The sequence below is a fragment of the Geobacter sp. SVR genome (assembly GCF_016865365.1).
GTDB lineage: Bacteria > Desulfobacterota > Desulfuromonadia > Geobacterales > Pseudopelobacteraceae > Pelotalea.
This window is the reverse complement of sequence record NZ_AP024469.1, coordinates 3,391,138-3,417,644: the sequence shown is the minus strand read 5'-3', so window position 1 is coordinate 3,417,644 and position 26,507 is coordinate 3,391,138. Positions and strand designations below refer to the sequence as shown.

Below are 26,507 nucleotides of genomic sequence, written 5' to 3'. Positions count from 1 at the left end.
AACGGGGGAGAAAGTGTCGGTCGTGAGGCAGAGACGGATTGATCGATTCGGAGGAAAATCCAGATTAACAGACTGTTGAAAGCCCAAGGTTGTTCAAAAATGGGCAGATCGTCGCACCCGCAGGAGGCTCCGCGGAGGCGTAGCCGCGCTACGCCGCACAAAGGAGCTTTCGAGGGCGGCGGCGAGATGACCGTTTTTCAACAACCACCTAAAAATACAGCAGGCAGGTGCCGGAAGGTTTCATCCATGCCCGCAGGTGCACGAGCAGGAGAGCCCCTGTGCCTTGGCAAAGGCTTCCCTGCCTTCTTTCCAGGTCAGCCAGGCGATCAGGATCGCCCCGAAGGCATCGAGATTGCCGATGCCGGTCAGCTCGTAGCCGATGCTGGCAGCCAGCAGGACCAACGACAACAGCAGGCAGGCCCGAGAACAGGCCGCATCAGCCAGAATGGCAGGGGAACCCAGGGCCCGGCCAACCCGGGTCTTGAGGCGGATAAGCAACCACATGAACGACATCGATGCCAGCGAAATGACGATGCCCCACCGGGTCGTCTCCGGCCTATGCTGCTGAAAGATGTTGGTCAGCGCGGTCAGTATCAGGCCAACTGTCAGCAGATAGAAGGAACCGCCGGTTATCCTGAGGGCGCGCCGCTCGAATTCGTCCCGGGTTTCGCCGGAATTCCGGGCGATCCTGGTCAGCATGTGCCAGACGCCGATGGCCGAAACGACTTCGATAAAGGAGTCGACGCCGAATCCGAACAGGGAGAGGGTTTCGTCAGACAGCCCCAGCCAGATGGAGACCAGCCCCTCCACGAGGTTGTAGCCGATGGTGAAGAGTGCCAGCAGGCGCGCTGTGGCATGAAGTTTATGGCGTTGATGGTCGCTCATATTCATTCGGAGGATATGCTTTTTACTTGCAAATTGCAACTAATGTGGTAGGTTCAGAGAAAAAGGATAGAATGGAATCAATGCAAGAGCAACTGCAGATTTTTGTCCGCCGTTTCGGCCTGCTGAACGCCACCTGCTGCGACGAATGCTGCGGCCAGCAGCTTTCAATGGCCCAAAGCCACATCCTGTCCGAAGTGCGCAGGGTGGGGAGCCCTGCGATGCAGCGGGTGGCGGATGAGCTGGGTCTGGATATCACGACCTTCAGCCGCCAGGTGAAGGGGCTGGAACAAAAAGGCCTGATCGTGCGCCGGGTTTCGTCCGGTGACCGGCGGGTAAGCCTGCTCAGTCTCACGCAAGCGGGTGAAGACGTATTGGTCAGGATCGACTCTTACCTGGAAAAAAAGATCGAAGCACTGTTCGCTGCCTTGACGCCGTTTGAGCGCGAGACGGTGACCAGGTCGCTGGGATTGCTGAATGAAGCGCTCACCAGCAGCGCCGCAAGCGGTCCATGATCGGGAAGGATGGTTGCATGTTGCAAGTAAAGAACGGACAAAACGGCCCTCTGAAAATCATGGGTATCCGTACAGCGAGTGAGAAGGGGCTGAATGGTCCATGCCCGCCGGCTCCCGGCGGCTCGGACAAGCCGCCCTGCTGAGGCCCGCCTGTCTCCGCCGGCGGCGGAGTGATCACCGAAAAGGTACCCGGCTTCCAAGAATGGCTCGCGACTGCAGCCGGACCGGTAGCGCGAATCTCCACGACACTGGACCCGGCTGACCGCATCGGAGCCTGCAAGGCCCGTTGGGGCATCGGCCGGATGAATTTCATGGTGCCGCCGGGCCTGTATGCCATCGGCCAACCGGACAGCGACGCGCCGGTGCTGGTGACCGCAGATTACAAGATGAGCTACGACATCGTTCGCCGGGCTCTGGCGGGGCGGCATGTCTGGCTGCTGGTGCTGGAGACCTATGGCATCAATGTCTGGTGCGCGGCCGGCAAAGGCACCTTCGGCACCGGAGAACTGGTGCGTCGGATCGATGCCACGGGGCTGGCCCGGGTCGTCAGCCACCGCCGCCTGATCCTGCCGATTCTTGGGGCGCCCGGCGTGGCGGCTCACCAGGTGCTGCAGCGCTGCGGATTCTCGGTAGAATATGCCGCGATCAAGGCCTCGGACCTGCCGGAGTACCTGGATAACGGCAGGATCACCACCGCGGCCATGCGGCGGTTGAGCTTCACGCTCCGTGAACGGCTGGTGCTGATTCCGGTGGAGATGGTGCTTGCTCTCCGCCCGATTGCCGCCATCGGCGGGGTGACGCTGCTGGCGGGACTTGTGGCGGGTGGTCCGGCTGCCGCCATGGCGGCGTTTCTCGCTTACCTGGGGGCGGTGCTGAGCGGCATCGTGCTGGGGCCGCTGCTGCTCCCCTGGCTGCCGGGGCCCGGCTTTGCCGTCAAAGGTGCCGTCATCGGCCTGCTCTGGACCTGCCTGTTCTACATCCTGGCCGGCGGAGCAGCCTGGAGTGCTGCGGTCACTGCCGCCCTGTTCCTGGCACTGCCGGCAGTCAGTGCTTTTTATACCCTGAACTTCACCGGCTGCTCCCCCTATACCTCCCGTTCCGGCGTCAGAAAAGAGATGAGCATGGCCCTGCCTGCCATGGGGTGTGCTGTTGCGATCAGCATTGGGCTGCTGTTGATCGGAAGGCTGATGTGAGAGTGCCGTTTATGAAAAAAGAGGTGAGACATGCAGGGCTTCCGCTATCTTGAAAACGTCGTGACGCTCGATTTCGATCCCTCGCTCTGCATCGGTTGCGGCCGGTGTCTACAGGTCTGTCCCCATCAGGTCTTTTCTCCTGATGGGAAAAAGGTCACGCTGTCCGACCGTGACGCCTGCATGGAGTGCGGGGCCTGCGCCTTCAACTGTCCGGTCAAGGCCATCAGCGTGGATTCAGGGGTCGGCTGCGCCTCGGGCATGATTAACGAGTGGCTACGGGAACGAAAACTGGTAAAAACGGGGGGCGGAGGCTGCTGATTCTGAGGAGAGGAGGGCTTCCTCCATGACCATGTATACGAAAAAGGCCGGAGATGTCTCTTCGGCCTTTTTCATTTTTCAGCTCTGTTCCAAGGTCTTCTCCAGGCCTCGTTCAGGAAAAAATTTCCTCCAGCCCGGCCAGCAGCCTCTGGTTCTCCTCGGCAGTTCGCACGGCAATCCGGAAAAAACGGTTGTCCAGCCCGGTGAAGGTGGCGCAGTTGCGGATCAGTATGCGCTGCGACAGCAGACGCTCCTTCAGCCCGTCTGCCTTCAGCCCGCCGGAAAGTTCCACCAGCAGGAAGTTCGCGGCAGAGGGATACGCCGTCAACAGCGGGAAGCGGGAGAGCCGGTCGCACAGAAGGCTGCGTTCCTGCTTGACGTATTCCAGCGTCCTCCTGCGGTATTCCTTATCGCGTAAGGCAGCTGTGCCGGCTGCCTGTGCCAATGTATTGACACTCCATGGCCCGCCATGCTGTCCCAGTTGTTCGGTCAGGGCGGGATGGGCCATCGCATATCCCAGGCGCAGTCCCGGGAAGCCGAAAAATTTTGTCATCGACCGCAGGATCAGGCCGTGTCGTTCGGCCGTGATGATGGCCTTTGCGGATGCCTCCTCGCAGAAGTCCATGAAGGCTTCATCCAGGACCAGGAATGTGCCGGAGGTCCGGCAGAGCCGGTAGATACGTTCGATGGTCTCCGGCGGATACAGGATGCCGCTGGGGTTGCCGGGGTTGCAGAGGTACAGGGCATCGCAGCTGTGGGCCAGGGAGGCTTCGAGCAGCTCCAGATCGAGGCTGAAATGGTTGCGTGCTGAGAGGATCAGGTGGCGCACCTCCCAGCGGTGCTGTTCCAGGGCATGGCTGTACTCGCTGAAGGAGGGGGAAACGATCAGGGCGCGTCGACCGGGCAGCATGGCGGGGAGTCGGTAGATGAGTTCCGTGGAGCCGTTGGCCACGGCGATGTGCGCCTTGTTCAGGCCATGCGCGGCTGCCAGGGCCTCTTTCAGTTCCGAACAGCTGGTGTCGGGGTAGTGCACCAGGCTGTCCAGTGCATTGCCGATGGCATCCCTGACCATGCCGGACAGCCCCAGGGGATTGATGCTGGCCGAGAAATCGGTGATATCCCCGGGCGCGACACCGAGCTGCCGGGCAAGCGAAAGGATGGTGCCGCCATGTTCATGGGAGAGTGACATCGAAACCTCTCAACAACAGGGCCGGAATCAGGAAAATGGCCGTCATGAAGATCGTTGTGGCGTACATCAGTCTGATCATGGCCGCATAGGCATCCCGGTTCAACGGCTTGTGCGGGTCGCCGATGTACTCCTTCCAGGATGGCTTGCCGCCGTAGCGGGAGGGGCCACCCAGCCGCACGCCGAGTGCGCCGGCTGCCGCCGCTTCGGGATGGGCGCTGTTGGGGGAGGGATGTTTCAAACGGTCACGCAGCGTCACCCTCAGCGCATTGCGCAGGGAAAGGCCTGTCAGCGGGGCAACGACGATCATCAGCAGGGCGGTCAGCCGGGCCGGGATGAAGTTCGCCAGATCGTCCATGCGGGCCGAAGCCCAGCCGAAGTGCAGATAGCGCTCGTTGCGGTAGCCGACCATCGAGTCGAGGGTGCTGACCGCCTTGAAGGCCATGCCGGCTAAAGGGCCTCCCAGGCATAGCCAGAACAGCGGCGCAATGACGCCGTCGCAGGTGTTTTCCGCCACCGTCTCCACCAGGGCGCGCCAGATTTCGGGCTCGTCGAGGTCGGCGGTGTCACGGCCAACAATGTAGGACAGATTGCGACGTGCCGCCTGGATATCCCCGGCCAAGAGGGCCCGGGCCACCACAGCCGATTCGCGGTGCAGGGAGCGTGCGGCCAGGCAGGTGTAGGAAATTGCCACGGCTGCCGCTGTTCCTGCCAGCGGAGAAAGCGAGGCAGCCCCCACAAGCGCCAGCCAGGTGACCGCGACGGTGCCGGTCACGGTCAGCAGCAGGAGCAGTACGCCGGCCAGCCGCTCGTTACTGATGAGGGCCCTCAGTCGGTCTTCCAGAAAGGTGATCGTTCGGCCGATCAAGACCACCGGATGCGGCAGCCAGCGGGGATCTCCCAGCATCAGGTCCAGCAGCAGTGCCGGGACGATGACGGCCGGATCAGGCGCGACCACTGTCCAGCCCGCAGATGGAGAGAATCCGCTGCATGTCGAGATGCTGTTCCATATGAGCGCAGAGCCGATCAAAGGGATCGGCCGCATCCGGTTGCTCCTGCTGACGGACCGGCAGCCCTTTTTCCTGCCGGATGAGGTTCAGGTACGAAGTACGGAAGGGGGTGTTGTCGAACAGTCCGTGGAGGTAGGTGCCAACAATCCTGCCATCCTCGGAAATACACCCGTCCAGCACATCGATGCCGTTTTTTCCGCGCTGAAAGATGCGGGCAAAGGGGCGCGCCGCCTCCAGGCAGGTTGTCCGCCCCATGTGGATCTCGTATCCGCTGATGATCCCGCCGGGATCCCCCGTTGCCGACCGGCCGGCCGGCTCCAGGCGGGCCAGGGCCTGGTGGGTCTCCTTGTCGGGCAGCATCTCGGTCTCCACCGGCAACAGTCCCAGGCCGGCTGCCTCCGTCACGGCGGATTCGATCCGTTCGGGGTCGAGCACCCGCAGGCCCAGCATCTGGTAGCCTCCGCAAATACCGACGATGCGGCCGTTAAACGCGGTGATGGCACTCTGGAAGCCTTTTTCGCGCAGGTAGTTCAGATCGGGAATGGTCGATTTGGTGCCGGGTATGATCAATAGATCCAGCCCCTCCATCTGTTCCGGTCTTTCCGCGTAGCCGACCGACACATCGTCGTCGTGCCGGAAGGGATCGAAATCGGTGAAGTTGGAGATGCGCGGCAGCTTCAGAATGCCGATGCGGATATGCTTTTCACGGGCCCCCTCTGTCGGACCGAAACTGCGGCCGAGCGCAAGGCTGTCCTCTGCCGGCAGGTCCAGGCGGGGCAGCCAGGGCAGCACGCCCAGCACCGGCACACCGGTCCTGTTCCGGATGAACTCGATGCCCGCGTCGAGAATGGAGGCATCGCCGCGGAACTTGTTGATGATCACACCGGCGATGAGCGCCCTCTCTTCGGGCTCCAGCAGTTCGATGGTGCCGATGATCTGGGCGAAGACCCCCCCCCGGTCGATGTCGGCGATCAGGATGACCGGGCAACCAGCCATCAGGGCCACCTTCATGTTGGCGATGTCGTTGTGCCTGAGGTTGATCTCGGCGATGCTGCCGGCCCCTTCGATCACAACGAACTGGTGGTCTTGGCGCAGGCGTTCGAAGCTTTCCGCGACCCGGGCGAATGCCTCCGGCTTGTAGGTGTCATACTCCCTGACGCTCATGGAGCCCACGGGACGCCCCTGCACGATCACCTGGCTGCCGGTGTCGGAGTTGGGCTTGAGCAGCACCGGATTCATATCGGTGTGGGGATCGATGCAGCAGGCCTGGGCCTGAACGGCCTGGGCCCGGCCGATCTCGCCCCCCTCGGGGGTCACGAAGGAATTGAGCGACATGTTCTGGGATTTGAAGGGGGCAACCGTAATGCCGCGCTTGACCAGGAAACGGCAGAACCCGGCGGTGAGGATCGATTTGCCGACATCCGAGGCGGTGCCGCAGAACATGAGAGCGCCTGCATCAGGGCGTGGTTTTGCATGTCCCGGCTCCTTGTGCCGATCCCCGGTCACTGGTCCCCGGTCCCCGAACTCCGGCTTGCGGGCATAGCCGCGCGGGGTGACCATCCGGCCCTGGCAATCGATAAAGCTGCTGGCGTTGCCGATGATCACGATGGTGGACATGTCGATGTCGTGAGACAGCATCTGACCAAGGGTGGTGACAGTGACCGACTGGTCGGGACGGCTGGCGTTGCGCACGATGCCGACGGGAGTTTCGGCAGGGCGCGCGGCAAGCGCGATGCGGCGCGCCTCCTCGATCTGGGTGACCCGGCTCTTGCTGCGGGGATTGAAGATCACGATCACCATGTCTGCCCTGGCAGCCGCTTCCAGTCTGCTCCTGATCAGCTCCCAGGGGGTCAGCAGGTCCGAGAGGGAGATCACGGCGAAATCATGCATCAAAGGGGCGCCCAAAAGCGACGCCGCAGCCTGGATGGCAGAGATGCCGGGTATTACCCGGACATCGGGGCGAGGAGCGGCCCGGTTCCCCTCTGCGGCGTTTTCAAGCAGTTCGAACACCAGGCCCGCCATACCGTAGATGCCGGAATCGCCCCCCGACACCAGCGCGACCGTCTCTCCTGCGCATGCCCTGCGGATCGCCTCACGACAGCGCTCCACTTCACGCATCATGCCGGTGGAGACGATCTGTTTTCCCTCCAAGAGCGGCCTGATCAGCTCGATGTAGCTGTCATATCCGATAATGGTGCTTGAGTCTGCAATGGCCTGCCGTGCAGCCTCGGTCAGGTGTTCGAGCGCACCGGGGCCGCTGCCGATGATGTAGAGTGATGCCATGTAATCCTCGTGTGTCGGATTGTCTCAGATAGTGTGGAGACCGTCGGTGTACGGTGCGGCTTCTCCGTCAGGGCGCACCTGTGATGGCGCCTTGGCATGGGGGGAGAAAATGGTGGGGATTATGGCACGTCCGCCGGTTTGGATGCAAGCGGGAATGCATGTGCCAGCGGGCCGTATCAGGCGCTGTACGAGGTATAGAGCTGTTTCACGCGCGCGAGGTATTCCTGGGTTTCCCGGGGGAGGCGGTCCGGCCGTTTGTCCACATTGCCCGGTCCCCAGTTGTAGGCTGCCAGGGAGGAGTCAAGATTGCCGTTGTAGCGTTTGAGCAGGTCGCGCAGGAATCGCGTTCCGGCCATGACGTTCTGTTCGGGATCGAACGAGTCGCTGACCCCCAGGGAACGGGCAGTGGCCGGCATGAGCTGCATCAGACCCCGTGCTCCGGCATGTGAAACCGCAGTGGGGTTGAAATTGCTTTCGGCCTTGATGACCGCTTTGATCAGGCCCGCATCGACGCCATACTGGCTGGATGCCTTGGTGATGACGTCGTCGAGCCAGCCCGGGCCGCCGGTGGATACGGACGCAGCTGACGGGGACGGGGATGTGTCGGCATCCGGAAGCGGTTGCCGGGGGACAGCGGGTGACGCAGGGGAGGACAGCGGCTCCTGCTGATTGGCTCCGTAGGTCCTGGCCAGCGCCAGCATGGAGGCGGTGGGGCCGCCGATGGCAGGCTGCAGCGGAGACTCGGCCGGAGCGTCTCCCGCCAGGGACAGGGTAGTGCGCAGCATCCGCAGGTTGAGGCTTTCGGCCAGGGCCATGGCGGCATCCGGCGTAACCGGTTTTTCGCCGTGCGCCGCGGCAAGAATGGTGTCAAGCGTGCCGGCGAACATGTCGGAGGACTGCCCGGGGGAGAGGGGGGGCGACTGTTCTTTGAGCTCTTGCGCCAGCAGGGGGGCGAGCAGTGACGGTTTTTCACTGATGCCGATCGTCATGGCAGTCAATCCTCGCTGTATTCCAGATTCTTCTTCTTGAGCTTTTCTATCAGCGTGGTGCGTTTGAGGTTGAGCAGGGTGGCAGCCTCTTTCTTGTTGCCTTTTGTCCGGGTCAGGGCCTGAAGGATCAGATTGTTTTCGAACTGGTCCACGGCCGAGTTCAGGCAGATGCCCCCCTCGGGGAGGCTGTTCCCTGCCGGCAGCGCAGGCACCTTCACCTGAATCCTGCCGCCCAGGTATTTTTCGGGCAGGTCCTCGGGACAGATAAAGCCGCTGTTTTTCAAGATTACCATGCGCTCGACCAGGTTCTCCAGTTCCCTTACATTTCCGGGCCAGTCGTAGCTGCAGAGAACTTCCAGCGCATCCCGCGAAAATCCTTTCACATTGTGTTTTCTGTCGTCGTTGAAGAGTGACAGGAAACTGTGTATTAGCAGAGGAATGTCTTCCCTGCGCTCGCGCAGGGGGGGGATGGTGATCGGAATGACGGAGAGACGGTAATACAGGTCCTCGCGAAAATCCTTTGTCGTTACCAATTCCTCAAGGTTCCTGTTGGTGGCGGCAATGATCCGGACATCGACCTTCTGCGATTTGGTGCTGCCGACCGGCTCGAACTCCCTGTTCTGCAGGACCCGCAGCAATTTTACCTGCAGATTGGCTTTCATGTCGCCGATTTCGTCCAGAAAGAGGGTCCCCTTGTCGGCCATCTCGAACCGGCCGGCCCGATTGGCGTAGGCACCGGTAAAGGAGCCTTTGACATGTCCGAACAGCTCGCTTTCCAGGAGCTCGTCTGGTATGGCGGCGCAGTTGACGGGAACGAAATTTTTCCCGTTCCGGCTGCTGATTTCGTGTATCGCACGTGCTGCAAGTTCCTTGCCGGTCCCGGATTCTCCCTGGATGAGGACCGTGGCGCTGGAAGCCGCCACTTTGCCGATCATCTCGAAAAGATGCCGCATCGGTTCGCTTTTGCCGATGATGGCGGAGCACAGTTCGTGCGGCTGTTGGCCGGCATCGGCCAGCGCTTCGTTCAGTTTCAGCGATTGATATTCCTGGGCACGCATGACGAGGCTCTCGAGCTCGTCGAGGTTGAGCGGTTTTGACAGGAAAAAGCTGCTCTCGTCGCCGGACTGGTGAGTGGGGATCTCGCCTTCGGCGCCGTAGCTGATCAGTACCAGCAGTGGGTTGATTTTTCTGGCGCGTTCGTTGAAATCGGCGGCAATGTCCTGCAGATGGGGGAGAGCGGCGATAACGATGCCGATCTTGTGTTTGCGGAGGGTGTCAAAAATTGATGTATTGTTTTGACACTGAATGATAGTGTAGCCTTGATAATTTCCTTAGGGTAAACCCCCGGCTCTGCCGGGGGACCCCAATAGTTTGACAGTTCCTGAAATATGTAGAAGCCTCCCTAACGTGAACCGCTCAAAGTACACGAAAAGGAGGCTTCAATGGACGACACACAAAGTTTATGCCACACGAAATGGGATTGCAAGTATCACGTTGTATGGATTCCAAAATGTCGCCGCAAGGTGCTGTTTGGTCGAATCCGGAAATATCTTGCCGACTTGTTTCATAGTCTAGCCAGGCAGAAAGAGTGCAAGATAGTGGAAGGGCACCTTCAACCTGATCATATTCACATATTGATATCGATCCCACCAAAATACTCCGTTGCACAGGTGATCGGTTTCATCAAGGGCAAAAGTGCAATCCATATTGCGCGAATGTACCTTGGTCAGAAGAAGAACTTTGCTGGTATGAGCTTTTGGGCACGTGGCTACTTTGTATCCACTGTCGGTGCTGACGAGGAAACAATTGCCAACTACATCAGGAACCAGGAAGACGAAGACAAACGTCTGGATCAATTGACATTTTTGCCCGAAGAATGACCACCACTCGTGGTGGTCAGATAATCTTTTGAAAAAACCGCTTCGAGCGGTTCACGACTTTGAAAGCCCCCGGCTTTGCCGGGGGATGCTTACTCAGAAAGGCTGACACAAGATCGCGGGATTTGCGATCATTGTCGATGATGAGTATAGCTGTTTCGGCCATGATTTCCCGTGATCAGGTGTTTTGATTCCCTGTATGCCAGGACACCTTACGTATTATCGTTGTAAATGTCAAGAAAATGACTTTGTTTTGTAAAGCTGTATGCACGGTTGTATGGATGGTGTCAGAAAAATGGGGCTTGTGGCGTTCGCTCGCCGGGATGCGACAGATTTTTGTCATGGGGTCATGGAAGCAGTTCATATGAAGAAAGATCCGGGCGGAATCCTGTTGCACAGGCAGGGGTAGGCAGATCTCACGGATAACTTGATTAATGAAGGACTTGCGTGGTATGTTTTGGCATTTGTTGTCGAAGGGCCCGCAGGACACTCACAAAATTCCGGTTGTCATCCATACGAGGAGGAGTAAACCATGAGCAATGCACTGGTGGTCGCAAAAACGGATGAATCCCGCGGCGAACTGATTCAACTGGTGAGTTTCAATCTGGATCAAGAGGAGTACGGCGTGGATGTGCTGAAGGTCCGTGAGATCATCCGCATGCCCACCGTGACCCGTGTTCCCAATACCCCCTCCTATGTCGAGGGTGTGATAAATCTGCGCGGCAAGGTGATCCCGATCATCTCCATGCGCAAGAAATTCGGGCTGTTCGAGGTCGAAAACGACAAGCAGACCCGCATCATGGTCATGGATGTGGACGGTGAGCTGATGGGCTTCATCGTGGACGCCGTTTCCGAGGTCATCCGCATTTCGGGCAGCGAAATTCAGCCGTCGCCCGCCGTAGTGGCCACCGGTATCGATCAGGAATGTATCGCGGGCGTGATCAACCAGGCTGAAAGACTGCTGGTGCTGCTCGATCTGGAAAAGATGTTCTCCAGTGATGAAAAACGGTTCTTTGGCTCACTCTGACAATGAACCGAAATCTCAGATTCCCTCAAGGAGTTTGCAATGCCGCCGATTGACTGCGAAGATCAGGAGTTGCTGGAGGGGTTTCTCACCGAGACGACCGAATTGCTTGAAAAACTCGATGACGACCTCGTAGCGCTTGAAAAGAACTCGGACGATGCGGATCTGCTGAACAGGATCTTCAGGTCGATTCATACTGTCAAAGGTGCCTCCAGCTTTCTCGGATTCGACCTGCTGGTAAAAGTTACCCACAAGACCGAGGATGTTCTCAACCGCCTTCGCAAGGGTGAACTGTTGGTGACACCTGAAATCATGGACGTGGTGCTCGAAGCGACGGACCTGGTAAAGCTGCTGGTAAGCGACATCAAGGCCGGCGATATACAGGAACGCGAGATTGGAGGCACGATATCAAAGTTGTTGCCGCTGCTCACGGAGGTGGCCGCAGCTCAGGCTGCCACTGAGGAAACGCCGGCAGCATCTGCCCCCCTAGCGGACGTTGCTGAACCGAGACTCACACCGGCAGCCGAGCCTGTGGTCGCACCATCGGCGCCTGCCGTTGAGTCTGCTGCCGAACCGGCCGCCGAATCGCCGAAACAAAATATGACGGTGCCGACGGTGAAGCAGGAGGTGGCGCCAAAGAAACCTGCCCCCCCGCCCCGGCCAGCCGAAGGCAAAGGAGACGATCTCTCTGACAACTCGACTGTGCGTGTGGATGTCAAGCGCCTCGATGATCTGATGAACCAGGTCGGCGAACTGGTGCTGGAACGCAACCGCATGATTCAGATCAACCAGAATCTGCAGCAGGGCGAAGCCAACAAGGCCGATTTCAATGAAGAGTTCGCCAAGCTGACCAAGCGGATGAACTTTGTCACGTCGGAACTGCAGATGCAGGTGCTCAAGATGCGCATGCTTCCTGTAGAGAAGGTCTTCAAGAAGTTCCCGCGCATCGTGCGCAGCATGGCCCGTGATCTCGGCAAGGAGGTCGATCTTCAGGTCTTCGGAGAGGAAACCGAGCTCGACCGTTCGGTTGTCGATGAAATCGGCGATCCGTTGATTCACCTGATCCGCAATGCCATGGATCATGGCCTGGAAACACCGGACGAGCGCGTGCAGGCGGGCAAGCCGCGTGTCGGCAGCCTGATCCTCTCGGCAGTCCACGAAGGCAACCAGATCATCATCAGCATCAAGGACGACGGGCGCGGCATCGATACCGACCGGGTCGGCCGCAAGGCCCTCGAAAAGGGGCTGGTCACCGAAGAACAGTTGGCTGCCATGAGCCAGCGCGAGATGTTCGACCTGATCTTTCTGCCCGGCTTCTCCACCAAAGACGTGGCCTCCGACCTGTCCGGGCGCGGCGTTGGCATGGATGTCGTCAAGACCAACATCAAAAAGCTCAACGGCTTGATCGAGATCAAGAGCGAGCGGGGACTGGGTTCCGAATTCATACTGCGTCTCCCGCTGACTCTGGCCATCATCCAGTCGCTGCTGGTGGAAGTGGAGGGGGAGGTGTACTCCATTCCGCTTTCATCGGTTCTCGAAACGCTGCGGGTCGATCAGCGCCAGTTCCACATCATCGGCGGACAGGAAGTGCTCAAGCTGCGCGATATCGTATTACCTCTGGTGCGACTTGAAAAAGTCTTCAACGTCAACCGGCGCTATGAACGGGACGATTTCTGTTATGTAGTCGTGGTCGGGGCTGCGGACAAACGCATGGGGCTGGTTGTGACACGGCTTGTCGGTCAGCAGGAGGTGGCCATCAAGTCGCTCGGCAACTATCTGGCCAACATCCCCGGAATTGCGGGTTCGACAATATTGGGCGATGGCTGTGTGGCCTTGATTGTCGATCCGGTCGGGCTGATCGAGGGTAACGAAGCCGGATCGGGACGCTGATTCGGCTCTGGCTCCATAAAAAGCAACGAAGGGATTGGTCGTGGCAATATCAGACAAAGATTTCGAAGTATTGCGGGATTTCATATACAACATCTGCGGGATGTACTTCCACTCCACGAAGAAATATTTTCTGGAGAGCCGTCTCGGGCGCAGAATGGAAGCCACCGGCGTCAAGACGCATTTCGACTACTACCAGTTGCTCAAATCTCCGCGAGGTACCGACGAACTGAAGTACCTGATGGATGAAATCACTACCAATGAAACCTATTTCTTCAGGAACGTGCCCCAGCTCAACGCCCTGGAGAACAAGCTGCTTCCGGAAATAGTCGATATAAAAAGCAAGATGGGGTTCAGAAAGCTCCGTATCTGGAGCGCCGCATCCTCTTCGGGCGAGGAAGCCTACACCATGGCGATGATTCTCCTGGAAAAACGCGCCACGCTGCTCAAGGACTGGATCATCGAGATCGTCGGCACCGATATCAATGAGACGGTGATAGCCCAGGCCAAGGAAGGTGTCTATAACGCCTATTCCGTGCGCAATATCCCCGATCAGTACAAACGTAAATACCTCCGTGAGGATAACGGCAGGTTCATTCTCTCCCCGGAAGTCAAAAAATTCGTCACCTTCAGCAAACTCAACCTTTACGACGATTCGAAGATGATATTCATGAAAAGCTTTGATTTCATCTTCTGCGCCAATGTGCTGATCTATTTCGATACCGCTTCCAAATCAAAGGTAGTTCAGCATTTCTACAACAATCTCCAACCCTACGGTTACTTCTTTGTGGGTCAGTCTGAGTCCCTGCACGGCGTGAACGACAAGTTCAAAACCGTGCATTTTCCCGGTGGTTTCACCTACAAAAAATAACTACAGAGGCCTGCACATATGGATAAGAAAGCGTTGATGGACAAAGCTGAACAACTGGTCGAAAAGATAGATGACCTCCCTACCATACCGGTTGTTGCGACCCAGGTGCTGCAACTGCTCGACCAGGAGGATGTCAGGATCGAGGAAGTGGCCGATCTGATGCTCACCGATCAGGTCATGACAGCCCGCGTGCTGAAAATGCTCAACTCACCGGTGTATAAGCCGAGCAATCAGATCACCTCGCTCAGACGTGCCCTGGTGTATCTCGGCGCGCACCACATCAGGGAAGTTGCCCTGACAACCTCGCTGATCAGCGCTTTTGCGGATGACTCCCGGGTTTTCGGCATCAAGTCGTTCTGGGAACACTCCTTCGGGGTCGGCATGGTGTCCAAGATCATAGCGTCCAAGATCGGGTACCAGGATCTTGAAAGGGCATACATCAGCGGAATCATCCATGACCTCGGGGTGGTATTCCTCAGCAATTTCATGCCGGGAGAATTTCAGGCGGTGCTGGAAAGCATGAAGACCAGGCCGGTAAAGCTCGTGGATGCCGAGATCGAAAGGCTGGGCACGAGTCACAGCGAGATCGGGTACTGCATGGCCAGGAAGTGGAACTTCCCCGAGGCTTACTGTGAGGTGATCGCGAATCATCATCATCCCGACGAGGCAACCACCGACCCGGTATTGTGTTCCGTCGTCAACCTCTCCGACCTGTTCTGCACGGTGCGGGGCCTCAATTACAGCAACAGTGAATGGGTCAGTTTCAATCTGGCGGAGGAGCCGGCCTGGCAGATTCTCAAGAAGGAATCCCTTGGTCTGGCGGACCTGGACGAGGCCCGTTTTTGCTACGAGCTTGACGACGCCATTCCCGATGTAAAGGAACTGGTCAACTCAATTTTCAATTCCAAGGAATAGACGCATGTTATCCTCACCAAGCGGTAAAATTCGCGTACTGATCGTTGACGACTCATCTTTCATGCGCATGGCCATACGCGGTGTCCTCTCCAAAGACCCCTCCATCGAAGTGGTCGGAACCGCCGTTGATGGCGTGGAAGGGGTGGAAAAGGCCCTGGCGCTGAAACCCGACCTGATTACCATGGACGTGGAGATGCCCCGCATGGACGGCATCGCTGCACTTCGGCAGATCATGGCCAAAGCTCCCACCAAGGTCATCATGGTTTCGACCTTGACCAACGAAGGGGCAAAGGCCACTTTCGAAGCACTGGATGCAGGCGCTATAGATTATATTCCCAAGAACGTCACCGATTCCGCCCAGGCGCAAACCATCTTCCGCGATGAACTGCTGCGCAAGGTCAAGGATTCGGTACGCTCGCGCTTCGGCGGTGCGGCTCCGATTGCTCGTCCGGCTATGGCAGCGCCTGTTCGCCGGGTTTCGACCCCCCTGCGTAACAAGAAAATCAATTATGTCGGCATCGGCGCCTCCACCGGAGGTCCTGTGGCGCTCCAGGAGGTGCTTTCCCGTATCCCGGTCAATTTTCCCTACGGCATCGTTGTGGGCATCCATATGCCCAAGGCCTTTACCGGTCCCTATGCCGAGCGCCTGAACGCCAAGTGCTCGCTATCGATTCGCGAAGCTGTGGATGGGGATGTCGTAAAACCGGGCCTGGTGCTGATCGCTCCGGGTGGCATGCACACCACCCTGGTGCGGCAGGGCACCAACCTGGTCGTCAAAGTCGTTCCCACCAGCGCTTACCCCCAATATGTCTACATCCCCTCTGTCGATTTGATCTTGTCGACCATGGCCGAGGTCACCAACGGTTCCATGCTGGGTGTCATCCTGACCGGCATGGGTAACGATGGATTCAAGGGGATGCAGCTTCTGAAGAGCAAGGGCGGGGTGACCATTGCGCAGGATGAGGCCACCTCGACCATTTATGGCATGCCCAAGGCCTGTGTGGACGGAGGGGTGGCCGACGAGGTCCTGCCTTTGGGGCAGATCGGCTATGAAATCGCCAAGTTTGCGGGGTAGCAGTCACCTGAGAAATGTATGAATGAAGGGCAGCCGGTGAGCTGCCCTTTTTTCGTTTCTGGGAGGATTGGTCTGGTTCGGATCTTGTCCGCGGCTATCGCTGCGCGTGAATAACCAATCCTGTCGGAGATGTGGTTACCCTGCAGTTGGAAAAACCGAGACGCTTGAGCCTGCGGAGGACAAAAAACGCGGCAACCGGGTGAACGTCGGGAAGAATGAGCGGAAAGTGGCCGGTAGGCAGACAGCGGATAGCCTGCCAGGTAGCTTTCAGGGAATATTTCCGTTCCGCTCGGTTCCGTGCCGGTTTCGGGCTCATGAATGCTCGCTGGTTTCGTGGAATTCCAGGTCCTTCCAGTTTTCGATGGTGTTGTCGAGGCGCCACTGGCTGCCCGCCATGTAGGTCAGCTTGCCCTCGCCGTCGATGTAGACGTGCATGGCCTCTTTTTTCTCGAATTCCTCGATCTTTTTCTTCTCACCGGTTACCCAGCGGGCCGTGACGTAGCTGACCGGCTCGAAAGCTACCTTGACGCTGTACTCGTGCTCCAGCCGGTGCATGACGACCTCGAACTGCAACAGGCCGACTGCGCCGATCACCCAGTCAGCGCCCATCAGCGGTTTGAAGACCTGGGTGGCGCCTTCCTCGGCCAACTGGACCAGCCCTTTTTCCAATGCCTTGGATTTCATCGGGTTGAGCAGGCGCACCTTGCGGAAATGTTCGGGAGCAAAGCTGGGGATGCCGGTGAATTTCAGGTCTTCTCCCAGGGTAAAGGTGTCGCCGATCTTGATGGTACCGTGATTGTGAATGCCGATGATGTCGCCCGGCCAGGCCTCCTCGACATTGGTGCGGTCCTGGGCCATGAAGATGGTGGCATTGGCGATCTGCACGTCGCGGCCGAGGCGTACGTGGCGAACCTTCATGCCACGGGTGAACTTGCCGGAGCAGATCCGGAAAAAGGCGATCCGGTCTCGGTGGGCCGGATCCATGTTGGCCTGGATTTTAAAGGTGAAGCCGCTGAAGGCTTCTTCCAGGGGTGACACCATCCTGGAGGCGGTCGGGCGCGGCAGTGGTGCCGGCGCATATTCTATGAAGGCATCCAATAATTGCTGGACGCCGAAGGTGTTGATGGCGCTACCGAAGAACACCGGCGTCTGCCGCCCGGCCAGATAGGCCTCCTGGTCGAAGGGGTGGGCCGCCCCTTCCAGGAGTTCGACGTCGTGGCGCAATTCGTCCACCTGGCTGCCCAGCAATTCGTCCAGCAGCGGGTCGTCCAGGCCAGATACCGACAGGACACGGCCGGTGCCGTTGGCCGCTTCGGCATCGAAAAAGACCAGCTCTTTGGTGTAGAGGTGGTAGGTGCCACGGAAGCGTTTGCCCATGCCGACCGGCCAGGTAACCGGAGTCGTCTGCATCTTGAGGTTCTTTTCGATGTCGTCCAGCAGGTCGAGCGGCTCCTGTCCCTCGCGGTCCAGCTTGTTCATGAAGGTCATGATCGGTGTGTGGCGCAGGCGGCAGACTTCCAGCAGCTTCCTGGTCTGCGATTCGACCCCTTTGACCGAGTCTATCACCATCAGGACCGAGTCTACCGCAGTCAACACACGATAGGTGTCTTCCGAGAAGTCATTATGGCCGGGGGTATCGAGCAGGTTGATCTCGCATCCGTTATAGGTGAATTTCATCACCGACGAGGTGACCGAAATCCCGCGCTGCTTTTCCAGCTCCATCCAGTCCGAGGTGGCATGGCGGGCGGATTTGCGGGCCCTGACTTCGCCTGCCTGCTGGATAGCCCCGCCGAACAGCAAAAGCTTTTCGGTAATGGTGGTCTTGCCGGCATCCGGATGGCTGATGATGGCGAAAGTGCGGCGTTTGCCGACTTCCTGCTGATTCAATGATTCCACGTACTGACTCCTTTATGAAAACGAACGAGCGATTTGAACTCCTGATACTCTGAAAGACCCGCTGCCGGGAACATCGGAAGAGTCGGAAACGTGCGCCATTCGAGATGCCGCCCTGTTTTCCGCACCTCCGGTTCTTATCCTCGGAAGATCAACCGGTCCAAGCACCACCTGCCGCCGCCGGCAAACACCAGGTACAGCGCCATGCCCAGCAGCGCCAGATCATATTCAATGCCATGTCCCCGCCCCGGCACGCAATTGATGTTGAGGAAAAAACCGTTCGCCCAGTGAAGCTTGTAGATCGCCACTGCCATTACCGAGGCGATACCGGCAGCGGAGAGCCGGGTCAGAAAACCGGTCAGCACGCCGAATCCCCCCCCGAATTCGGCAATGATGGCCAGGAGGGTGAAGATGGGGGGAATACCCAGTTTTTGTTCAAAGATCCTGAATGTGCCGGTCAGGCCCTGTCCGCCGAACAGCCCCAGCAGCTTCTGCGAACCATGAGCCATGAAGATCAGCCCCAGCGGGATCCTTACCATCAGAGGCGCGATCAAACTCGATGCGTCAAAACTCCCTTTTGCCATATATGCCTCCGCGACAGCCGAGTGAATGTGCAACCCCGTCCACCATCCAGAAAAACGGCTGGGGTGCGACAGGTGAACCAGGGGACGATCCGACCGTGCCGATGGAAGTTCGGTCATGGCCGGGCGAAAAAAACGGCGTGGTGGCACCCATGTAAAAAGGGGACGCATGTCCCCGGGGTGATAAACATGGCGGCGCAGGAGCCGCGGCCTCACGGCGCGCTCAGCCTCGCCAACACTGTTTTCGTTTTTTTTGTCAATCGGTTACGAAAACGAATAATTCTGCCATATTCTTGTCAGGAGTGTCAACAGGGACGAGCAACCGGCAGCGCACTGTATGATGGGCGGAAAGCGGCACGGTGAAGGTAGCACTACCAACCATAGACTCCCACCGCCTTTTGCAGTATCACCAGCGCATCCCCCACATTGATAGCCCCGTTGGGCGCGGGCCTGCCGTCGACCAATGGTGCAACATCACCGGCAGCGGACTGTGCCGGAGTGGCCGACCTTATTCCAACGGCAACCTGCAGGGCCAGGAGCGCATCCACGATAGTGACCGTGCCGTCGCCATTGAGATCGCCGCTGGGCACCTCGAATTTTGCCACAGCCCAGATGGACAGGTGTCCGACCGGCAGGTCCACCCTGCCATCGCTATTCACGATGGCGGTTCCTTCCGGGGTCCAACGCGAGCCGTCGAAGCTGAAGTATTCAACAGTCGTTCCAGGCGCGGCAAAGGCGGGATCAATAGCAAGGCTGACCGCCAAGGGGGGCATGATGGTTTTCACGGGGAACGTGCCATTGGAAATCACGATCTCGATGGCCGCCCCCAGGCTGATCAATTTTCTTCCGTCGGAACTCGGTGCGGCGACCGCCAGGGGGGGCAGCGCTGCAGTCGAATCGATCGGCAGTGCGGATGTGCTGAGCAGGCCGATGACGACATTTTCGTCGGCGTCGAACATTCTCGTGCCGGACAGGATAGTCACCTTCGATTTTGTGGAGGTGATTTCCAGGGGGTATGGAACGCTGCCGTCGCTTGCGGTGGCAACCTGGGCCATGGACCCGGTGATGATTACCGGAGGCAGGGTGTTGATCGTAAGGGGGACGGTGGCTGTGACACTGTCATAATTGGCGCTGTCGCCCGGCGCAAACGTGGCGGTAAGGGTGCGGTTTCCGGCGGGGAGCAGGGTGCCGGCTGCCGGAGCATAGGCAAAGGTGCCGGGTATACTGGCGCTGGCATTCAATTGCAGAGCGGAGAGAGGGGTGCCGTAGACAATCGGTGCAGGAGAGGGCCAGGAAACGGCCGGAACTGCCTTGGCGATGGTCAGTGATCCGCTGGCGGTTCCCGAGTAGTTGGCGTCGTTGAGCGTGACGGCGACGGTGTAACTTCCGGCATTGACCGGGACTGCATCACTGCCGTTGTAGGTGATGGCAACGGCCAAGCCCGCCGGAATGGTCGTGGCCGTGATGGTCTTCGGCATTCCGTCATAGATCTGGCTGAGGTTGGTCAGAGTGACGGTGCCCTGCGCCTTGTTCACCGTCAGTGTGATGGAGGCGGTTGCTGCTGTATAGGTGGCAGTGTCGTCGGGGGTGAAGGAGACCGACAGGGTCCGGGAACCGGCGTTCAGCACCGTGCCAAGCGGCGGATCATAGCTGAACGTGCCGGGTATGCCGGCCGTGGCATTCAACTGGCTGGCCGAGAGTTGGGTGCCATAGCCGACGGCAGCGGGAGTATGCCAGGTAATGGCGGGGACCTGCTTGCTGATGACCAGCAGGCTGACCGTGGCCGTTGCAGCGGTGTAATTGGCGCCGTCCGCAGGGGTGAAGGTGACCGCAAGGGGCTGGCTCCCCACGCTGTTCATGACCGTGCCGGCTGCCGGGGTATAGGTGAAGGTGCCGGGTATGCTGGCTGCGGCGTTCAACTGCACCGGTGAGAGGGACGTGCCGACGTACACCATGGCCGGGGCCGGCCAGGTGATGACCGGTTGGGCCGGAGCGATCAGAAGAGTGGAGGTGGCGCTCCCCTGGTAGTTGGCATCGGTGATGGTGGCGATGACTGGATAATTGCCTGCTGTCGCGGGTGGTGCCGTACTGCCGCTGTAGGTGATGACGACCGTCCGTCCAACTGGCGTCGTGTTTGCGGTTACCGCTTTGGCAGTACCGTCGTAGGTTTGGTTCAGGCCGGTCAGGGTAACCAGGGCTGGCGCCTTGTTCACCGTCAGGGTGACGGAGGCGGTTGTGGCGGCGTAGGTGGCGGTGTCGGCGGGGGTGAAGGTAACTGTCAGGATTCGGGTGCCGGCGTTGAGCAGCGTGCCTGCCGGCGGATCGTAGCTGAATGTGCCTGGTACGCTGGCCGAAGCATTCAGCTGTGCTGTTGACAGTAACGTACCGTAGCTGAGGGCGGCCGGAGCTGTCCAGGTTATGGCCGGGATCTGCCTGTCGCTGACCGTGAGGGTGACCGTGGCAGTGGCAGTGCTGTAATTGGCGGTATCGGCAGGAGTAAAGGTGACGGCCAGGGACTGGCTCCCCACGCTGTTCATGACCGTGCCGGCCGGCGGAACATAACTGAAGGTTCCGGGTACGCTGGCCGTGGCATTCAGGTGCGTCGATGAAAGTACCGAATCGACATACACGGTTGCCGGGGGTGGCCAAGTGATGACCGGCAGGGCCTTGGCGATTACCAGGGTGCCGGTAGCGCTGCCCTGGTAATTGGCGCCGCTGACAACGGCGACGATGCTGTAGCTGCCGGCTGCCACAGGTGCGGCCATGCTGCCGTCATAGGTGACAAGGGTGGCGAGTCCTGGCGGGGTGGTGGCCGCCACCACGGATTTGGCGGCTCCGTTGAAGATCTGTGCAAGATTCGACAGTGCGATGGTTGCGGTTGCCTTGGTAACGGTGATGCTCGCAGTGACGTCGGCTGCGGGCAGGTGATTGAGGTCTCCGGACTGGGAGGCCCTGACAACGATGATGCCTGCACCGGTTACGGAGAGTTGGTTGCCGTTGATGCTGCCGGGGCCGCTCACCACGCTGAAGCTTACCGGCAGGCCGGAGGTGGCGGCAGCGGAGATGGTAAGGGGGGCGCCACCATAGACAGCTGTTGACGGCGGTACAAAGCCGGTAATCGACTGGGAAGCCTGGCCGTCAATGGTCAGCGTGCCGGGCATATAGTTGATGCTGTAGTTGTCTGCGCTGCCAACGCCGAATACGGCGGCGCTGGGGGTGATGGCGTGGCTGGTGCCGACGTCGGCTGTCGGGGTCGCGGTTGCCGGGAAGGTTGTGGCGACGCCGGTAATCGTGTCGCCACCGGCCAGGCCGGATACCGTGAAGTTGTCCAGAACCGGGTTGGGAGCTCCGTACGGGCGGCTGGCGCTGCCGGCGATAATGGTGAGCGGCCGGCGAGTTACGCTCAGGCTGGCTGTTACGTAGGACAGGTTGTAGTTTGGGCCGGCTGTCAGTGTGCCTTGTGCTATGGCATAACTGCCTGCGTTTTCACCGGCCGTGCGGGTCAGAGCCCCATGCAGGGCATCACCCGCTGCCAGTGTGCCGCTGGTGATCTGGTAGGTCAGGGGGGGATCGGCCGTTCCGTAGACTTTGCTCAGGCTGTCGGCGGTGACGGTAAGCGGCCGGGCGACGGCGGTGACGGAGGCAGTGACGTCGGCGGCTGGAGCGTAGCTGGTGTTGCCGGGCTGGGATGCCCTGAGGCTGATGGTTCCGGCGCCGGTGATGGTCAGGGTCGTACCGCTGATGCTGCCCGGTCCGCCTGTCACGCTGAAGTTTACCGTCAGGCCTGAGGTGGCCGTGGCGGAGAGGGTAACGGGAAGGTCGCCATAGACGATGGTCGCCGGTGGTGCGAAGGCGGCTATGCTCTGGGACAGCAGCGGGACAAAGCCGGCGGTAACGGTATGGGGGGCAATTACGTTGACGATCGTATAGGTTGTGCCCGACACGGAGGCGAGTACATCGGCGCCGTTGTCGGCAAGTGTCGCCAGTCGGAACCCCGGATCGGGCGTGATGGTGCAGGTACTGCTGTTGCCTTGGGTAATGGGTGTCGTACAGGTAATGGTGCCGTTGCCGCCCGTGACAGCCGTACTGATGGTATGGCTGCAGGCAGCAGTAGCGAACATCTGGTCATCTCCGTTTCCGGCACCGGCACTGTTCTGGGCGCTTGCCCGGAAATGGTAGGTGGTGCCGCAGGCAAGGCCGCTGACGACGGCCGAGATCGATACAATCCCCGAGCCACCTGAAACGGTGCCGCCCGGGGCGCTGCTGCCGTAGGACGCCGTTGTGCCGTACTCGAAGGTGACGATGGTATCGGCACCATTGCCGTTCACGGTACCGTTCAGGGTGGCGCCGGTCTGGGAAAGTGCGTCTGCCGCAGCGGTTGCGACCGAGGGGGAATCAGGCTTTACGGTGAGGGCATAGGCCGCGATGGAGCCCACCAGCGGGCTGCTCTGAGTCCCGGTGTTGGTGGAGGTGGCGTCCTGGCCGTCGGTGGCAAACAGGTAGAGCACGTGATTTCCCTTTGGAAGCGGTGTGGCATCAGTCACCGTGCCGGTGCTGCCGGTGAAGGCGGTTGCCTCCTTCCAGGCCCCCTGTCGTGTATCGAACTGATAGTAGACCTTTCTCACCGGTGGCGCGGTGGGTGCGAATGCGCTGGCAGCCAGGAAGGAGAAGTCAGGGGTGGGGGAGGCGGAAACGTTGCCGGTAAGCGGCGAAATGGCCACGGTGAGTGGTATGGGCAATTCCGCCTGCTCGCCGATCACCGTCACGGTGCTGGCATAGCCGACTTCTCCGACATTTGCGACGTAGACCCTGCCGGTAAGCTGGTTTACGGCCAGACTCTGCGGCTGGGTTCCCGCCGGGACACTGCCGAACGTGTTGGTGACGCCGTCGATCACCACGACATTGTCGCTTCCGCTGTTCGCCACGTAGATCCTGTTGCTGGCCGGGTTGACGGCCAAGGCATACGGAGTCGTACCGGTGCCGGAAAGGCTGAGGGTCGTCCTGTGATCGTCGTTATTGTAGGCACCGTCGATAATGGTGACGGAGTTGCCGCTCTTGTTGGCAACGTAGATCCGATTGGTCACCTGATTGACCGCCACGGCCCATGGTGCTGATCCGGCTGTCACATTGCCGGTGGTGTTGCTGGCGCCGTCGATCACGGTTACCGATGTCCCGCTGCCGGAATTGGCCACGTAGATCGTGTCGGTGAGGGAGTTCACCGCTATGGCGCGCGGGGCTTTCCCGACCGTGACGGTTGTCAGGACGGTGTCGGTGGTTCCGTCGATGACCGTGACGCTACCGGTACTCGAGGCGCCGACATAGTTGACGACATAGACCTTGTTGGTGACGGAATTTATTGCAATGGCGCACGGTTTTGTCCCCACGGTTATGGGGGAGGGAAGAGGCGTGTCGGTGGCTCCGTTGATTACGGTAACGGTATTGCTGCCGTAGTTGGCCACATAGATCTTGTTGGTGACCGGGTTGACTGCAATGGCCTGGGGGCTGACCCCTGTGGCCGTGGTTGTCGTGTGTGCGGTGTCATTATGGGTTCCGTCGATCACCGTGACAGTATCGTCCCCTTCGTTGGCCACATAGACTTTGTTGGTGACCTGATTCACTGCCACAGCCAGGGGCTGGCTTCCCGTGGCAACGGTAGCGGCGGCATTGGTGGTTCCGCCAATTACCGAGACGGTGCCGCTGTCGCTGTTTGCGACATAGGTCATGTTAGTGACCGGATTGATCGCCACTGCAACGGGATACATGCCGACGTTCACCGCGCCGGCGGCGTTGGCAGTCCTGTCGATGACAATTATGCTGTTACTGTTGTAACTCGCCACGTAGGCCCTGTTGGTAACAGGGTTCACCGCAATGGACCGCAGGTTCGTACCGCAGGCGATGGTCGAGGAGACACTGTTGCTGCCCGCGTCGATCACGGTCACCGTGCCGTTGATGCCTGCGACATAGATCCTGTCAGCCGTGAAATCCACCGCGACCGCGATAGGGTTCGCGGCCGCGGCAACCGTGGCAGTGACAGCGTCGCTCACGCCGTCGATCACGGTGACGCTGTTGTCGTAGTAATTGGCGACATAAATGCTGTTCGTCGCCGGGTTGACCGCGATGGAGGACGGACCGTTTCCCACCGTTACGGAGGTGGTGGTGTTGGCGGTACCGTCGATCACTGTCACGGAACTGCCGTAGTTATTGGCGACATAAATCTTGTTGGTCGCGGGATTGACTGCAATGGCCCGCGGATATGAACCAGCCGTGACAGTTGCGACTGCATTGCCGGCGCCGTCGATCACGCTGACGGTGCCGTCAGCGCTGTTGGCGACATAGGCCATGTCTGTTGCAGGATTGACGGCAATGGCGAACGGGCCACTGCCCACTGAGACCGGTGTGGTACTGTTGGTGGAGCCGTCAATCATGGTGACGGTACTGTCGTAGGTGTTGGCCACGTAGATCCGGTTCGTTGCGGGATTGATCGCGATGGCGGTCGGACCGCTCCCCACCGTGACCGTGTCGGCGACCGTGTCGGTTGTGCCGTCGATTACGGTTACGGTGCCGCTGTCCTGATTGGCCACATAGACCCGATTCGTGGCGGGATTGACCGCAAGGGCAATGGGGACGCTGCCGCCGGTTACCACCTGCGTTGCAGCACCGGTGGCGCCGTTGATCACGGTCACAATGCTGCTGGTGCCGTTGGCCACATATATTTTGTTCGTAACGGGGTTGACCGTCACGCTCTCCGAGAGCCCCGGCGCTGCGGTGCCATAGGCCGCAAAGGCCAGTTCGACAGCATGTGTCCTGGTTGCCTCGGCAATCCCCAGCTCCCGCAGCGGGATCGTGAAATCATAGACCTTGTGCTGGTAGGGCACCTTGTCGGTGTAAGTGAAGTCGGCAATCCCCCAGCGGGTTTCGGCTGTCGTGAGTCTGAATTCCCTGAGCTGGTCTCCTGTCTTTACGTAGACCGTGGCGTAGTCGCTGGTGCCATCCATGGTGTCGTCGGGGGTGAAGTCGAGCTTGACATAGAGATTACGGTCGTCGTTGGCCACCCAGCCGTAGGTGTATCCCGAAGGATGACCTGTGCCGGTTTCGGACCATTCCTTGAAAAAGGGAGTGCCGTTGGCATTTAGTCTGCCATCGGCCGATGAAGCGGCGAGCTTTGTATCGTCGAGCCGGTAGGTGTAGAAGGCGGAATCGGCATTCATCGTCCGGTAAAGATTGCGGATCGGATAGTGGAAGGGGATGTCCGTTATTCGGTCCCCCTCGATCCGCGCGGTGAGACACAGGGTGGGGTCGGGGGCGGCAGCGGTAAAAACCAGGTCAATGGTTCTGTCGTGGGCATCGATAACGTCAAAGTCGGTTTTGGAAAGCTTTTGAAGGGCCAGAGGGTCGTCCGTCCCCTTCACTGTGACGGGCCCCTGCTGGCCGAGGAAGACAGAATCGATGTGGGCGGGACCTCCTCCTTGCTGTTCCAGCCGGATCCTCACCGGATCAGTGCCGGTCGTCAGCTTGCCGAGGCTGATCCGCTGCTCGCGGAAAAACCTGTCGCAGGAAAGGCTGCCGGCCTTCAGCCATGCATCCCCCTGTTGTACGTACACGATATACGACCCTTCGGATTTGACGGCAGGGGCTGAGGTCAGGGAGAGGGGGAACTGGTGCGCGCTCAGAGGCGGAGCCAGGAGCAGCAGCACCGACAGGAGCGCGAGGCATCGTGCGGAAAAGGTGCATATCACGGACATGGCATTATCCTCTTTACAGGAATGATGCGCATCAACGGGGAATCATCCCCGCAATCACCATATTTTCGAAACAGCAGCGATGTACTGGCGTAGGTCCGGATAGGTCAGGAGTGTCGGTTGAGCCGTGCCGGCTTAGGCTGGAGGTCGTTGCGGGGGGAGTGGTCTGACACGGCCGGACGAAGGAGGCGTCCATGGTATTGGCACGGATTATATCTGGTTATGTGTCGGATGTGCAACGATTTTTAATGTGGAAAAAGAGGGTTTGG

The 26,507-nt window shown here is 59.5% G+C and carries 18 protein-coding genes; 9 read left to right on the top strand and 9 right to left on the bottom strand.

What is annotated here, in order from left to right; translation table 11 throughout:
• Positions 1–240: 240 nt before the first annotated feature.
• A complete protein-coding gene (locus GSVR_RS16020) occupies positions 241–891 on the bottom strand; it encodes a cation transporter (RefSeq protein WP_370552044.1) in 651 nt (216 codons plus the stop codon).
• Between the two features lie 65 nt (positions 892–956).
• Here GSVR_RS16020 and GSVR_RS16015 point away from each other — a divergent pair, with 65 nt between their 5' ends.
• The 3 genes from GSVR_RS16015 to hgcB are packed head-to-tail and all read left to right on the top strand — an operon-like array spanning position 957 to position 2,908.
• Positions 957–1,397: a MarR family winged helix-turn-helix transcriptional regulator gene (locus tag GSVR_RS16015; protein WP_173200241.1), complete on the top strand. Its 441-nt coding sequence runs from the start codon at positions 957–959 to the stop codon at positions 1,395–1,397.
• 50 nt (positions 1,398–1,447) lie between these two features.
• A complete protein-coding gene (gene hgcA / locus GSVR_RS16010; RefSeq protein ID WP_370552085.1) occupies positions 1,448–2,590 on the top strand; it encodes a mercury methylation corrinoid protein HgcA in 1,143 nt (380 codons plus the stop codon).
• Positions 2,591–2,620: 30 nt separating this feature from the next.
• Positions 2,621–2,908: a mercury methylation ferredoxin HgcB gene (gene hgcB, locus GSVR_RS16005; RefSeq protein WP_173200239.1), complete on the top strand. Its 288-nt coding sequence runs from the start codon at positions 2,621–2,623 to the stop codon at positions 2,906–2,908.
• A 112-nt stretch (positions 2,909–3,020) separates the two neighbouring features.
• Here hgcB and cobD read toward each other — a convergent pair whose 3' ends face one another.
• The 5 genes from cobD to GSVR_RS15980 all read right to left on the bottom strand — a co-directional run bounded on the left by cobD (position 3,021) and on the right by GSVR_RS15980 (position 9,434).
• On the bottom strand, positions 3,021–4,097 hold the full coding sequence (cobD, locus tag GSVR_RS16000) for a threonine-phosphate decarboxylase CobD (protein WP_173200237.1): 1,077 nt from the start codon (positions 4,095–4,097) through the stop codon (positions 3,021–3,023).
• Positions 4,081–5,052, bottom strand: a complete 972-nt coding sequence (gene cbiB / locus GSVR_RS15995; RefSeq protein ID WP_255569605.1) for an adenosylcobinamide-phosphate synthase CbiB — start codon at positions 5,050–5,052, stop codon at positions 4,081–4,083. Before cbiB ends, cobD begins: the two co-directional genes overlap by 17 nt.
• On the bottom strand, positions 5,039–7,387 hold the full coding sequence (locus tag GSVR_RS15990; protein ID WP_173200233.1) for a cobyric acid synthase: 2,349 nt from the start codon (positions 7,385–7,387) through the stop codon (positions 5,039–5,041). Before GSVR_RS15990 ends, cbiB begins: the two co-directional genes overlap by 14 nt.
• A gap of 176 nt (positions 7,388–7,563) precedes the next feature.
• Positions 7,564–8,376 carry a lytic transglycosylase domain-containing protein gene (locus tag GSVR_RS15985; RefSeq protein WP_173200231.1) on the bottom strand — a complete coding sequence of 271 codons (813 nt, stop codon included), beginning with the start codon at positions 8,374–8,376 and terminating at the stop codon, positions 7,564–7,566.
• Between the two features lie 5 nt (positions 8,377–8,381).
• Entirely contained in the window at positions 8,382–9,434 is a 1,053-nt protein-coding gene (locus GSVR_RS15980) for a sigma-54-dependent Fis family transcriptional regulator (protein ID WP_308936469.1), read from the bottom strand.
• A 384-nt stretch (positions 9,435–9,818) separates the two neighbouring features.
• On the opposite strand from GSVR_RS15980, the gene tnpA reads away from it, so the two are divergent.
• The 6 genes from tnpA to GSVR_RS15950 all read left to right on the top strand — a co-directional run bounded on the left by tnpA (position 9,819) and on the right by GSVR_RS15950 (position 16,025).
• Positions 9,819–10,256: an IS200/IS605 family transposase gene (gene tnpA, locus GSVR_RS15975; protein WP_173196373.1), complete on the top strand. Its 438-nt coding sequence runs from the start codon at positions 9,819–9,821 to the stop codon at positions 10,254–10,256.
• Between the two features lie 529 nt (positions 10,257–10,785).
• A complete protein-coding gene (locus GSVR_RS15970; protein ID WP_173202159.1) occupies positions 10,786–11,280 on the top strand; it encodes a chemotaxis protein CheW in 495 nt (164 codons plus the stop codon).
• 39 nt (positions 11,281–11,319) lie between these two features.
• A complete protein-coding gene (locus GSVR_RS15965; RefSeq protein ID WP_173202158.1) occupies positions 11,320–13,167 on the top strand; it encodes a chemotaxis protein CheA in 1,848 nt (615 codons plus the stop codon).
• A gap of 40 nt (positions 13,168–13,207) precedes the next feature.
• Positions 13,208–14,035: a protein-glutamate O-methyltransferase CheR gene (locus GSVR_RS15960; RefSeq protein WP_173202157.1), complete on the top strand. Its 828-nt coding sequence runs from the start codon at positions 13,208–13,210 to the stop codon at positions 14,033–14,035.
• Positions 14,036–14,053: 18 nt separating this feature from the next.
• Entirely contained in the window at positions 14,054–14,950 is an 897-nt protein-coding gene (locus tag GSVR_RS15955) for an HDOD domain-containing protein (RefSeq protein WP_173202156.1), read from the top strand.
• Positions 14,951–14,954: 4 nt separating this feature from the next.
• Complete coding sequence (locus GSVR_RS15950; protein ID WP_173202155.1) at positions 14,955–16,025, top strand: chemotaxis response regulator protein-glutamate methylesterase; 1,071 nt, start codon at positions 14,955–14,957, stop codon at positions 16,023–16,025.
• 312 nt (positions 16,026–16,337) lie between these two features.
• On the opposite strand, the gene GSVR_RS15945 is transcribed toward GSVR_RS15950, so the two are convergent.
• From GSVR_RS15945 to GSVR_RS15935, 3 genes are all read right to left on the bottom strand, one after another.
• A complete protein-coding gene (locus GSVR_RS15945) occupies positions 16,338–17,921 on the bottom strand; it encodes a peptide chain release factor 3 (RefSeq protein ID WP_173202154.1) in 1,584 nt (527 codons plus the stop codon).
• A 134-nt stretch (positions 17,922–18,055) separates the two neighbouring features.
• Entirely contained in the window at positions 18,056–18,502 is a 447-nt protein-coding gene (locus GSVR_RS15940) for a DoxX family protein (RefSeq protein WP_173202153.1), read from the bottom strand.
• A gap of 368 nt (positions 18,503–18,870) precedes the next feature.
• Positions 18,871–26,241: an MBG domain-containing protein gene (locus GSVR_RS15935; RefSeq protein WP_173202152.1), complete on the bottom strand. Its 7,371-nt coding sequence runs from the start codon at positions 26,239–26,241 to the stop codon at positions 18,871–18,873.
• Between the last annotated feature and the right edge of the window lie 266 nt (positions 26,242–26,507).